The following is a 12,093-nucleotide window of genomic DNA, read 5'->3' as shown; positions in this document are numbered from 1 at the left end:
GTGGTGAGGTGGCGGCAATGGACCGCGTGGCTGTCATAAGCATGGCATGTGCCAGCGGCTGAGCCGTATTCGTCCAGAAAAAGACTGCGCTGCGGTATGCCCCCTGCTAGTTGCGTCGCATGGTTTTATCTCCGCTGTTCGTCCGCCCAGCCGTGGTGCTGGCCCTCGGGTTCCTCGCCTGCGTTGCTCGCGCCGAAATCATCCGGCCCAAGGTCGTCGTCGTCGCCATGTTTGAAATCGGCGCCGACACCGGCGACCGGCCGGGCGAATTCCAGCTCTGGGTCGAACGCGAGAAACTCGACCGCACGCTCCCCTTCCCCGCCGGCTACCGCGACCTGCGGACCAACGCCGACGGCTCCGTCCTCGCCCTCGTCACCGGCGTGGGCAACACCAACGCCGCCGCCGGCATCATGGCCCTCGGCCTCGACCCGCGCTTCGACCTGACGAAAAGCTACTGGCTGGTCGCCGGCATTGCCGGCATCGACCCGGCCGACGGCCCGGTGGGCTCCGCCGTCTGGACCGACTTCGTCGTCGAGGGCGACCTCGGCCACGAGATCGACGCCCGCGAAATCCCCGCCGCCTGGAAGACCGGTTACATTCCCCTCCGCAAGAAAACGCCCTACGCCCAGCCCCTCCAGCCCGCCGCCGAGCGCGTGGACCACGCCTACGCGCTCAACCCGGGCCTCATGCGCTGGGCCTACGAGCTGACCAAGGACACCCCGCTCGCCGACACCGACGACATCCGCGGCTTCCGCGCCCGCTACCCCAACTTCCCCAAGGCCCAGCAGCCGCCGCAAATTCTCATCGGCTCCAACCTCGCCTCCAGCACCTACTGGCACGGCAAACTCCTCAACGAGTGGGCCAACGACTGGGTGGCCTACTACACCGAGGGCCGCGGCAACTACGTGACCACCGCCATGGAGGATACCGGCACGCTGCGTGCCCTGACCAACCTTACCCGCGCCGGCCGCGCCGACGTGAAGCGCGCGCTCGTCCTCCGCACCGCCAGCAACCACGACATGCAGCCGCCCGGCCTCACCGCCGCGCAGAGCCTCGCCGGCGAGGGCATCGGCCACTACTCGGCCTATATGCCTTCGCTCGAGGCCGCCCACGCCGTGGGCTCGCGCGTGGTCCACGCCCTTGTCACCGGCTGGGACCGTTTCGAAAAGGATATCCCCACCCACCCCTGACCGCCCCATGCTGAACAAGCTCTACCGTCTCTCCGAGAACGGCACCACCATCGGCCGCGAACTGCAGGCCGGCGCCACGACTTTCACCGCGATGGCCTACATCCTCGCGGTCAACCCGGCCATCCTCTCCGCCGCCGGCATGCCACAGCCCGCGCTCATCACGGTCACCGCGCTCACCGCCGCCGTGAGCACGCTGCTGATGGGTTTTCTCACGAACTACCCGCTGGCGCTCGCACCCGGCATGGGCATCAACGCCTACTTCGCGTTCACCATCTGCCTGGGGCTCGGCGTGTCGTGGCAGTCGGCCCTCGGCCTGGTGTTCGTCAACGGCGTCATCTTTCTCGCGTTGTCCGTCACCGGCGTGCGCGAGAAGATCATCGCCGCCATCCCGCACCAGCTGAAGCTCGCCATCACCTGCGGCATCGGCCTCTTCATCGCCTTCATCGGCCTGAAAAACGGCGGCATCGTCGTCTCCAGCCCGGCCACCTTCGTCACGCACGGCGACTTCGGCAGCCCGGCCGTGCTGCTCTGCTTCGGCGGCATTCTGCTCACCGCCGTGCTCGTGGCCCGCAAAATTCCCGGCGCGATCATCCTTTCGATCCTCGCGGTCACCGCGGTCGGTCTCTTCGTCTCCGACGGCAAGGGCGGCACCGTCACGAGGATGCCGGACGCGCTCTTCTCGCTGCCGGCCTCGCCGGCCCCGACGCTGTTCCAGCTCAACTTTGACCTCCTGCTGAGCGACTTTGGCAAGGCCCTGCCGATCATCCTCACGCTCCTGCTCGTGGACATGTTCGACAACATCGGCACGCTGATTGGCGTCACCCAGCGCGCCGGCCTGCTCGACAAGAACGGCAAGCTGCCCAAGGCCGGCCGCGCCCTCGTGGCCGACTCCATCGCCGCCATCCTCAGCTCGCTCTTCGGCACCTCGACGGTCGTCAGCTACATCGAGTCCGCCTCCGGCGTCGAGGCCGGCGGCCGCACCGGCCTGACCGGTGCCACCACGGCGGTGCTGTTCCTCCTCGCACTGTTTCTCACGCCGGTGATCCTCGCGATCCCCGCCGCCGCCACCGCGCCGGCCCTGGTGATCGTGGGCATCTTCATGTTCGAGTCGGTGGCCGAGATGAAGCTCAACGACTTCACGCTCACGGCGCCGACCTTCCTGATCATCGCCGGCATCCCGCTGAGCTTCAGCATCGCCGAGGGCATCGGCCTCGGCCTCATCGCCTACGCCGTGCTCTTCCTTGCCACCGGTCGCGCCCGGGAAGGCTCGCCCCTCACCTACGTGCTCGCCCTGATCTTCGGCCTCCACCTGATCAAGGCGCTGCTCGGCGGGTTGTTCTGAGCAAACCAATCCGGTTAACCACCAAGGCACAGAGGCACAAAGATTCGGACCACTTGAAAGGTCTCCCGGATTGTCATTCTGAGCCCTGCGAAGAATCCAGGCGCAGCGAGCGCGACGTTCGGAATCCTCTGGATTCTTCGCTGCGCTCAGAATGACAGTGCATATCTTTTCCGACCTTTGTGCCTTCGTGTCTTGGTGGTTAACTTTCCCGGGTTTTGCACGAGGCTCCCCGACTTTCTCCTGTTGCCTGATTCCCAAACCAAGTAGCTTCGTTCCATGAGAGTCCTGCTTTTGTCGTTCTGTCTTGTCGCATCAGCCTTGGCCGCGCCCTTCTCCGCCCGCTTCGACGAGATCAAGCGCACCGCCACACCGGCCCAGCTCTACACCTTTCTCTACGCGCTGCCCAAGGGCGGCGACCTGCACAACCACCTCGGCGGCTCCGCACTGCCCGAATGGTGGTTCGCCGTGGCGACCGATCCCGCGCGCAACGGCGGCGACACCTTCTACACGCGCACGCGATTCCACGCCACGCCCGCCACCGGCGTGACGCTTATCCTCTACCACACCGTCCGCCAGCATGGCTACGACGCGCTCAGCGCCGAACTCAAGGCCGACTACACGCGCCTTGACCGGCTCACCCCGGAGCAAAAGCAGGGCTGGCTCGACTCGCTGCGCCTTGACCGAACTGGCGAGGGTCGTGACGAATTCTTCGAATGGATCTGGCCGCGTCTCGGCCAGCTGGGTTCCAACCTACCCGTAATGGGCGAAATCCTCGTCGAGATCATCAAGGCCTACGGCGCCGAGGGCATGCGCTACCTCGAGACCCAGCAGGGCGCAATGGGCTTCGTGGACAACGCCGGCCGCGCCATCCCGCCCGAAGCCGTCGCCGCCTACTTCCGCCAGCGCCTCGCGCAACCCGACGCCGTCGCCAGCGGCGTGACCGTGCGCCTGCAGTCCACCGTGCTGCGGTTCGCGCCGCGGGCCGAGGAACGCCTGGAGGAACTCTACCGCTTCGTGGACGCCCACCGCGACCTCTGGGTCGGCCTCAACATGGCCGGCATCGAGGAGAACAACAAGGGCCACCCCGCCCGCTTCCTCGCCAAATACCGCGAGCTCCGCCGCACCATCCCGACGCTCCCGCTCTCCATCCACGGCGGCGAGATGGACTGGCACGACTCGCACGTGCGCGACACCCTGCTGCTCGGCGCCTCGCGCATCGGCCACGGTCTGAATCTCATCCGCGACGCCGACACCCTGCTCCTGCTGCAGCAGACCCGCCGCGTGCTGATCGAGATCAACCTCATCTCCAACCAGCTGCTCGAATACACGCCCGACCTCGCGTCGCACCCCTTCCCGGAATACCTCCGCACCGGCATCCCGGTCTGCCTCAACACCGACGACCGCGGCATGTGGGACTCCAACCTGACCGACGAATACTACACGGCCGTCACCGCGTTCAACCTGTCCTGGGACGAACTTGTGCAGCTCGGCCGCAACTCCCTCGCCTTTTCGTTCGCCCAGCCCGACGTGAAGGTGAAGCTCCTCGCTGACTACGAGGCCGCCGTCACTGCCTTCGAAAAGAAATTCGCCGCCGGCGACCTCGCTCCCGCCCTCGCCGGCATCAAGCCCGTCGCCTACGGCTACGCGAAGCGCAAGTGGGGGTTTGAGTTCTGAAGTGGAGCCCGCGCTCCGCGCGGGCTGGATCGCGGCGTTCAACAACTGGATTCTTCGCTGCGCTCAGAATGACAGTAACGGTTGTCTACTGTAGCAACGGCGTTGGAGCGCAGCGACAACGTGGTAACGCGTGCAGGCCTGCTCTGTCTTCGCCCCGGTCTTCCCCTCACGGCTTCAGCCGCAGCCGGTAGAGGAAACTCCAGTCGATGGTGGCGTTCTGGATCTTGATGAGCATCCGGTTCGGGCCCTTCTTCAGCTTCAACGGCACCACGTCGTCGTCCACCCGGCTCGGGCGGCGGATCCACTTGTCATGCACCAGTTCGCCGTTGAGCCAGATCTTCACGCCGTCGTCGCTGCCCAGGCCGAGCCAGGCCTCGGTCTCCCGCGGCGAGTCAAACTCCGCCCAAGCATAGCCGACCACGTAGTCTTTGCCGATGCCGGTCTGCATGTTCACGAACCCGTCCTCGCTGCGCACGCGCTCCCAGGTCAGCGCCGTCTCCTCGTCGATCTTCTGGCGGTCGCCTTCCCGGGGGCGCACGCTGTCCGCCCCTGCCTCGGTGAACCAGTCGGTGTTGAATGCGCTCATCTGCGCCCGACGGGAAATCCGGCCCGTGTTCACCTCGACCGAATTGAGGATGACGGTGCCGTCCGGGTTCTCGCCGATGACGGCTGACTCGAAATCCTGCTCGGAAACCTGGATTGGCCGCAGCACCAGCCACTCGGGAATGGTCAGGGTGGGATACGTCGTGCTGGCCAGCCAGAGGCGTTCCGCCTCGCGGACCGGATCGGCCGGCCGCGCCTCCATCAAGTAGTCCAACCGGCCCGCCACCGGCCGCCCGCGGTCGATCGCCGGCGCGACCACCGCCCGCGCGAGCGCGGCCCGGATGGGCTCGACGAGATCGGCCGGGACCTCGTCTGCACCGGAGAGAATCACGGGGGACACCTTGCCGTCGGCGGCCACGTCGAGGCGCGCCGTCACGCGGCGGATGCCGTAGCGCGCCAGGATGTCGGCGCGCAGCGGGTTTCCGACGAGGAGCGGGTCGGTTTGCGCCTGGGCGAACTCGCGCGGGCGGGTTGCCGCCAGAAAATGCAGCCGGTCGGGCCAACCCGCGGGATTCGCCGGGTCGATCTGCCAGAGGAGCTCAGAGGTCTGGTCCACAAACTTGCGCACCTCCGCGCTGTCGCCGCCTTTCGCCGCGACCAGGGGCACGCCCTCCCGCGTGACCAGCACGAGGTTGGCGCCCTCGACGTTCGGGACATAGGCGCGCAACGCGCCCATGCCAGGCTGCTGGTGCAATTCCGCCACGAGCCAAGGCATGGCGCCCGTCACCGCGATGTTGTGATGCTGGGTCGCATCATGCCGGGCGCCAAGAAACACTCCTTCCAGAACATCCGGATAAACGCGCTGCACCCGGCGGTAGAACTCATGCAGATTGCTGATCATGAACCAGCCCTCCCGGCTGTTGTTCGAGCCGGCGAGGACGAGCAGCAGGTCGGGCTCCGGGCGCGTCGCAAGATCGGCTTCAACCAGCGCGCGGTCCACCACCTGCTGCACCCGGCCGACCAGACCGCCCGTCGCGTAGGCCTTGGCGTCGGCGAAGCGCGCAGCCTTGGCGGGACGCGCCGCAACCTCCGCCTCGATGCGCTGGCAGTCCTCGGGCGAAAAAGCGCGCAGCAGCACGCGCTTGCCGCCGCCCGCGGTGCGAAAAATCACGTACGGCCCGAGGATCTCCGTGGGCTCGCCCTTGAGCAGAGTGCTGCCCTGGACGTCCTTCCAGGTGGACATCTTGGCCTGCACGGCGGGAACGGCGGCGAGCCAGAGGCAGGTGACAACACACAGCGAAACCAGACAGCGGAGCGACTTCATGGAGGGGTGCTTCCGTTTTGGCAGGCTGCTGCCGCAAAACAAGTCCGGAGGGAGGCGGATCCCGCCCCACCTCAAAAACCGCCTACTCCATCTTCGCCCCGGCCTTCACCCACGCGGCGATGACCGCGCGTTCCTGGTCGGTCATGTTCGTGACGTTGCCGAGAGGCATCAGGCGCGTAACCACCACCTGCTGATAGACGCGCGGGGCGTTTTGCACCAGGTCGCCGGGCGTGTGCAGCAACACGCCGGCCTGAGGCACCGTGATGCCGGGGAAGGTCGGCGCCGGCGAGTGGCAGGCCACGCAGTGCTGGCCGACGATGGCACGGACGCGGTTGAAGGTCACCTCGCCCTCGACCGGCGGCAGGGTTTGCACGCGCGGGGCGGTCCACCACGCCACGACGCCGAGCAGCACGGCCCCAATCGCCGGATATTGCCACGCATAGACGCCCTTGTGCTTGCGGTTGAAGAAATGCCGGATGCTCACGCCGGCCGCCATGATGAGCGCGAGCACCGCCCAGTTGTGCGGATGGGCGTAGGTCGCGCCGTAATGGTTGCTCACCATGATGAAGATCACCGGCAGCGTGAAATAGTTGTTGTGCACGCTGCGCTGCTTGGCGCGCTTGCCGTCCTCCGGGTTGGGCGCCTGGCCGGCCTTCATCGCCGTCACCATGCGCTTCTGGCCGGGGATGATGACGAAGAACACGTTCGCCGCCATGATCGTGCCGATGGCGCTGCCGACGTGGATGAACGCCGCGCGCCCACCGAAGGCCTGCGCCAGCCCGTAGGCCAGCGCGGTGATCAGGCCGAAGATCACCAACCCGAGCAGGCCCTCGCGTTTGCCGAGCGGAGACTTGCAGAGCAGGTCGTAGATGATCCACGAGCCGACCATGCTGGCGGCGCCGAGGCCCACGGCCTGCAGCGCGGTGAGTTCGCGGACGTTGCCGTCCACCATCATCGCGCCGGCTTTCAGCCAGTAAACCAGCACGAGCAGCGCCGTGCCCGAGAGCCACGTCGTGTAGGCCTCCCACTTGAACCAATGCAGCTTCTCCGGCAGGGCGGCGGGGGCGACGAGGTATTTCTGCGGGTTGTAGAAACCGCCGCCGTGGACGGCCCAGAGTTCGCCGCCCACGCCTTTCTTTGCAGCGTCGGATCCCGGCGCTGGCGCGTCGAGGCTGTTGTCGAGCCAGATGAAATAGAACGACGAGCCGATCCACGCGATGCCGGCGATGACGTGCAGCCAGCGCACCAGCATGCTCAGAAAGTCCAGCAGGTAGGCGGTGTCCATGGCTCAGTAGCGGACCTTGTCGGTCTTTGTGGCCCAGCCCTTGAAGCTGGCCAGCGCCTCGGCGCGCAGCAGGGGGCTCATCCGGATCGCACGTTTCTCCGGCGCGAGCGGCACCTGCTGGTAGATGAAATCGTCGTCGAAGCCGATGTCGGCCGCATCCTGTCGCGTGTTGCCGTAGAACACCGTCGGGATGCGCGCCCAGTAGATCGCCGACAGACACATCGGGCACGGCTCGCAGCTCGTGTAGAGCTCGCAGTCGGTGAGCTGGAAAGTCTTCAGGTTGGTGCAGGCGTCACGGATGGCGGTGACCTCGGCGTGGGCGGTCGGGTCGTTGGTGGAAGTGACGCGGTTCTGCCCGCGACCGACGACCTGGCCCTGCCGCACAACGACGCAGCCAAACGGGCCGCCCCGCCCGCCCTGCATGCCCTCGTCGGCCAGCCGGATGGCTTCGCGCATGAAATTGTCGTGGCTCATTCTGATGCGCAGCAGAGCAAGACGCGGGCCATGTGGCGAGTCTGGAGGAGGGGGTCTCCGACGCAGGCTGGGCGGAGATGGCGAAACAACCCCGTCTTGCTTATATGTAGGGTCGGCGCTTGCGCCGACCTTGCGCCCGAGGTCGCCGCAAGCAGCGACCCTCCATAGGCCGGACCGGGGTCAGCGATCCCGGCTCCAGCAAACCGGGTGACCTTTGCGCCCCTTGCGTCCTTCGCGAGAGGTCCACCGCCCCATTCTTGGACTCGCGCCCGGCACGCATCCGGCTATGGTCCCGCGCAACATGAGTTCCCATCCCACGATCGGCGGCCTGGAGATCCGCGGGCCGATGAACCCCGGTTACGCCGAGATCCTCACGCCCGAAGCCTGCGCCTTCGTCGCCGGCCTGCAGGAAAAATTCGGCCCGCGCCGCCGCGAGTTGCTCGCGAAGCGCGTCGAGCGCCAGGCCGCCATCGACGCCGGTCATCTGCCCGACTTCCTCCCCGAGACCGCCTCCATTCGCGGCGGCGACTGGAAAGTTGCCCCCATCCCGCCCGACCTGCTCGACCGCCGCACCGAGATCACCGGCCCGGTGGACCGCAAGATGGCCATCAACGCCCTCAACTCCGGCGCGCAATGCTGGATGGCCGACTTCGAGGACGCCAATTCCCCGACTTGGGAAAACTGCCTCGACGGCCAGATCAACATGCGCGACGCCGCGCGCCTGACCATCGCCTACACCTCGCCGGAGGGGAAATCCTACGCCCTCAAGGACAAGATCGCCGTCATCATCGCCCGCCCCCGCGGCTGGCACATGGAGGAAAAGCACGTGCTCTTCCAAGGCCAGCGCCTCTCCGCCTCGCTCTTCGACTGGGGCCTGCACTTCTTCCATTGTGCCAAGGCCCTGATCGCCCGCGGCAGCGGCCCGTATTACTACCTGCCCAAGCTGGAGAGCCACCTCGAGGCCCGCCTCTGGAACGACGTGTTCATCCACGCGCAGGCCGCCCTCGGCCTCCCGCACGGCACCATCCGCTGCACGATGCTCATCGAGACCATCACCGGCGCCTTCGAGGCCGAGGAAATTCTCTACGAGCTGCGCGAGCACGCCTCCGGTCTCAACTGCGGCCGGTGGGACTACATGTTCAGCATGGTGAAAAAGCTGCGCAACCGCCCGGGGTATATGTTCCCCGACCGCACGCTCATCACCATGGACGTGCCCTTCCTCAAGGCCTACGTCACCCACGTCATCAACGTCTGCCACCGCCACGGCGCCTACGCCATGGGCGGCATGGCCGCGCAGATTCCCATCCGCCACGACCCCGCCGCCAACGAAGCCGCCCTCGCCAAGGTGCGCGCCGACAAGACCCGCGAGGTGAAGGCCGGCCACGACGGCACCTGGGTCGCCCACCCTGGCCTCGTAAAGACCGCCCTCGACGCCTTCGGCGAGCACATGAAGGGCCCGAACCAGCTCCACGTCATCCACCCGACCAAGGTCACCGCCGCCGATCTCCTCGCCCCGCTTCACGGCCCGATTACCGAACAGGGCGTGCGCTGGAACCTCCACGTCGGCGTCCGCTACCTCGAGGCCTGGCTGGGCGGCTCCGGCGCCGAGCCCATCCACCACCTCATGGAGGATCTCGCGACCTCGGAGATCTCCCGCTCGCAGCTCTGGCAGTGGCTGAAGTTCGGCGCCAAGCTCGCCGACGGCCGCCCCGTCACCGCCGAGCTCTACGACCAGCTGCTCCCGCTCGAACTCGCTGCCATCCGCTCCGAATACGGTGACGAGCGCTACAACTCCGGTCACTTCAAGGAAGCCGTCGAACTCTTCATGCGCATGTCGAAGAGCCCCACCTTCGACGAATTCCTTTCCCTCCCCGCCTACGAACTGCTGCCGTGAGGGCAGAAATCCCAAACGCCAAAGCGCCAAACTCCAAAGAGAGATCCAATGACCAAAACCCAAATTTCGATTCTAGATTCTGGAATTTCTTTGGCGTTTGGACCTTTGGCCTTTGGATTTTGAGGCGACCCGATTTCTGTGACGCTCCAAAATCTTAACACGTCCACGCGCGCGGCCTTTGTCGCCGCTCTCGGCCACCTGTTCGAGCACTCGCCGTGGGTCGCCGAGGAAACCTGGCACAAGCGGCCGTTTGCCGACGCCGACGCCTTGCACGCCGCGCTCTGCGCGACCATGCGCGGCGCTTCGCGCGAGCGCCAGCTCGCCCTCATCCGCGCCCACCCCGACCTCGCCGGACGCCTTGCGCAGCAGAAGAAGCTCACGGTCGAATCCACCCGCGAGCAGGCCAGCGCCGGCCTCGACCAACTGACCGACGCCGAACTTGCCGCCTTCACCGCGCACAATGACACCTACAAGGCGAAGTTCGGCTTCCCCTTCATCATCTGCGCCCGCCTCAACGCCAAGGCGGCGATCCTCGACGCCATGAACACGCGCGTGAACCACGCGCCCGACCTCGAGTTCGCTACCGCCCTCGGCGAAATCGAAAAAATCGCCCGCCTCCGACTGATGGATGTGCTGGGCACCACTAATCCACACTAATTATACACTAAGGAAGCGGTTTGCTTCGGTGCATCTGCCTCAATTAGTGTCCCATTAGTGCCAATTAGTGGTTAACCAACTCCGTTCCTCCCATGCCCGGCAAACTTACCACCCACGTCCTCGATCTCACCAACGGCCGGCCCGCCGCCGGCATGCGCATCGAACTCTGGAACCTCGACGGCAAGCCGCACCAGCTGAAGGCCGTCGTCACCAACCTCGACGGCCGCACCGACGAACCCCTGCTCGCCTCCGTCGGCATGACGGTCGGGACCTACGAGCTGCTCTTCTTCGTGAAGGACTACTTCGTGACGCACCACAAGGACAGCCCCTTCCTCGACCGCGTACCCATCCGCTTCGCCATCGCCGACGCCAAGGCCACCTACCACATCCCCCTCCTCGTCACCCCCTGGGCCTACCAGACCTACCGCGGAAGCTGACTTCATGAGCCGCGCCGCCAAGCGACTTGCCGCGCTGCTGGAGGAATTGGGAGCCATCACGGACGAACCCGGCCGCCTGACTCGCACCTTCTTGTCCCCCGGCATGAAGCGCGCCAATGCGCTTGTCGGCGGTTGGATGAAGGACGCCGGTCTGAAGGTCCGCGTGGACACCGTCGGCAACCTCATCGGGCGGCTGGAGCCCCAGAGCCGAAATCCCAGACCCAAGACCCTCCTCCTCGGTTCTCATTTGGACACCGTGCGCGACGCCGGGCGCTTCGATGGACCGCTCGGGGTTCTCCTGCCCATCGTGGCGCTCGCCGAGCTGAAGCGCCGCGCCGTGCAGCTGCCCTTCGCCGTCGAGGTGCTCGGTTTCTCCGAGGAGGAAGGCGTCCGCTTCGCCAGCGCCTACCTCGGCAGCGAGGGCTACTGCGGTCGGCTGAAACCGGCGACGCTCCAGCTGTGCGATGCCGACGGCATCTCGGTCGGCGATGCCCTGAAGCAATTTAACGGCGGCAAATTCACCCTGCCCAAACCCGCGCACTCGCGCCGCGACCTGCTTGGCTACGTCGAGGTCCACATCGAGCAGGGTCCGGTGCTGGAAGAGCGCAACCTCGCCGTCGGCGTGGTCTCGGCCATCGCGGGACAAAGCCGCTTCAAGCTCACCTGGACCGGCAAGGCCGGGCACGCCGGCACGACCCCGATGGCGCTGCGCCGCGACGCGCTCGCCGCTGCCGCCGAGTTCACGCTCGGGATCGAAGCCATTGCCCAGCGTACGCGCGGACTCGTCGCGACGGTCGGGTCGCTTACTGTTGCGCCCGGAGCCGCCAACGTGATTCCCGGCCAGGTTGTCCACACGCTCGACGTCCGCCACGCCGACGACCGCGTCCGCCGGCAGGCCCTCCTGGCCATCGGCCGGCTCGCCACGCAGATCGCCGCCCGGCGCCGCGTCACCCGCACCTGGCAGCGCACGCAGGAAAACGCCGCCACGCCCTGCTCCCCCGCCCTGACCGCCCGGCTGGAACGCAGCGTGCAGGCCGTGCAGGGCAAGTCGCTCAGCCTCGTCAGTGGCGCCGGTCACGACGGCGTCGTGATGGCCTCGCTCAGCCCCATCGCCATGCTTTTCGTGCGCTGCCGCGAAGGCTTGAGCCACCACCCCGACGAATACGCCTCGCCCAAAGACCTCGGCGTCGCGTTGCAGGTGATGATCGATTTCCTGCAACGGCTGGCCACGGATTATACGGATCAGAATAGTTAACCACTAATGAACACTAAT

At 66.5% G+C, this 12,093-nt stretch carries 10 protein-coding genes; 7 read left to right on the top strand and 3 right to left on the bottom strand.

Annotated elements, in window-relative coordinates:
• The first annotated feature begins 119 nt into the window (after window positions 1-119).
• The 3 genes from ESB00_RS06915 to ESB00_RS06905 all read left to right on the top strand — a co-directional run bounded on the left by ESB00_RS06915 (window position 120) and on the right by ESB00_RS06905 (window position 4,206).
• Complete coding sequence (locus ESB00_RS06915; protein ID WP_129046978.1) at window positions 120-1,190, top strand: purine nucleoside permease; 1,071 nt, start codon at window positions 120-122, stop codon at window positions 1,188-1,190.
• A gap of 7 nt (window positions 1,191-1,197) precedes the next feature.
• Window positions 1,198-2,532, top strand: coding sequence for an NCS2 family permease (locus tag ESB00_RS06910; RefSeq protein WP_129046977.1), 1,335 nt, complete (start codon window positions 1,198-1,200; stop codon window positions 2,530-2,532).
• A 276-nt stretch (window positions 2,533-2,808) separates the two neighbouring features.
• A complete protein-coding gene (locus tag ESB00_RS06905; RefSeq protein ID WP_129046976.1) occupies window positions 2,809-4,206 on the top strand; it encodes an adenosine deaminase family protein in 1,398 nt (465 codons plus the stop codon).
• A 166-nt stretch (window positions 4,207-4,372) separates the two neighbouring features.
• On the opposite strand, the gene ESB00_RS06900 is transcribed toward ESB00_RS06905, so the two are convergent.
• From ESB00_RS06900 to ESB00_RS06890, 3 genes are all read right to left on the bottom strand, one after another.
• Window positions 4,373-6,073, bottom strand: a complete 1,701-nt coding sequence (locus ESB00_RS06900) for a hypothetical protein (RefSeq protein WP_129046975.1) — start codon at window positions 6,071-6,073, stop codon at window positions 4,373-4,375.
• An 82-nt stretch (window positions 6,074-6,155) separates the two neighbouring features.
• Window positions 6,156-7,358: a urate hydroxylase PuuD gene (locus tag ESB00_RS06895; protein WP_129046974.1), complete on the bottom strand. Its 1,203-nt coding sequence runs from the start codon at window positions 7,356-7,358 to the stop codon at window positions 6,156-6,158.
• Between the two features lie 3 nt (window positions 7,359-7,361).
• Complete coding sequence (locus tag ESB00_RS06890; protein WP_129046973.1) at window positions 7,362-7,832, bottom strand: nucleoside deaminase; 471 nt, start codon at window positions 7,830-7,832, stop codon at window positions 7,362-7,364.
• A 301-nt stretch (window positions 7,833-8,133) separates the two neighbouring features.
• Here ESB00_RS06890 and aceB point away from each other — a divergent pair, with 301 nt between their 5' ends.
• The 4 genes from aceB (at window position 8,134) to ESB00_RS06870 (ending at window position 12,075) form a co-directional block, all read left to right on the top strand.
• The gene (gene aceB, locus ESB00_RS06885) at window positions 8,134-9,726 is read left to right on the top strand and encodes a malate synthase A (protein WP_129046972.1); all 1,593 of its coding nucleotides are present in this window, start codon (window positions 8,134-8,136) and stop codon (window positions 9,724-9,726) included.
• A gap of 138 nt (window positions 9,727-9,864) precedes the next feature.
• The gene (uraD, locus tag ESB00_RS06880) at window positions 9,865-10,383 is read left to right on the top strand and encodes a 2-oxo-4-hydroxy-4-carboxy-5-ureidoimidazoline decarboxylase (RefSeq protein ID WP_218938697.1); all 519 of its coding nucleotides are present in this window, start codon (window positions 9,865-9,867) and stop codon (window positions 10,381-10,383) included.
• Window positions 10,384-10,475: 92 nt separating this feature from the next.
• Window positions 10,476-10,820, top strand: a complete 345-nt coding sequence (uraH, locus tag ESB00_RS06875) for a hydroxyisourate hydrolase (RefSeq protein WP_129046970.1) — start codon at window positions 10,476-10,478, stop codon at window positions 10,818-10,820.
• A 4-nt stretch (window positions 10,821-10,824) separates the two neighbouring features.
• Window positions 10,825-12,075 (top strand): allantoate amidohydrolase, encoded by a 1,251-nt coding sequence (locus ESB00_RS06870; protein ID WP_129046969.1) that lies wholly within the window; start codon window positions 10,825-10,827, stop codon window positions 12,073-12,075.
• Window positions 12,076-12,093: the final 18 nt, after the last annotated feature.

The sequence above is a fragment of the Oleiharenicola lentus genome, from assembly GCF_004118375.1.
GTDB lineage: Bacteria > Verrucomicrobiota > Verrucomicrobiia > Opitutales > Opitutaceae > Lacunisphaera > Lacunisphaera lenta.
This window is presented reverse-complemented; position numbering and strand designations above follow the sequence as displayed.

Coding starts and splice junctions, on each gene's coding strand:
- ESB00_RS06915 (WP_129046978.1), top strand. CDS start 120: ATGGTTTTATCTCCGCTGTTCGTCCGCCCAGCCGTGGTGCTGGCCCTC.
- ESB00_RS06910 (WP_129046977.1), top strand. CDS start 1,198: ATGCTGAACAAGCTCTACCGTCTCTCCGAGAACGGCACCACCATCGGC.
- ESB00_RS06905 (WP_129046976.1), top strand. CDS start 2,809: ATGAGAGTCCTGCTTTTGTCGTTCTGTCTTGTCGCATCAGCCTTGGCC.
- ESB00_RS06900 (WP_129046975.1), bottom strand. CDS start 6,073: ATGAAGTCGCTCCGCTGTCTGGTTTCGCTGTGTGTTGTCACCTGCCTC.
- ESB00_RS06895 (WP_129046974.1), bottom strand. CDS start 7,358: ATGGACACCGCCTACCTGCTGGACTTTCTGAGCATGCTGGTGCGCTGG.
- ESB00_RS06890 (WP_129046973.1), bottom strand. CDS start 7,832: ATGAGCCACGACAATTTCATGCGCGAAGCCATCCGGCTGGCCGACGAG.
- aceB (WP_129046972.1), top strand. CDS start 8,134: ATGAGTTCCCATCCCACGATCGGCGGCCTGGAGATCCGCGGGCCGATG.
- uraH (WP_129046970.1), top strand. CDS start 10,476: ATGCCCGGCAAACTTACCACCCACGTCCTCGATCTCACCAACGGCCGG.
- ESB00_RS06870 (WP_129046969.1), top strand. CDS start 10,825: ATGAGCCGCGCCGCCAAGCGACTTGCCGCGCTGCTGGAGGAATTGGGA.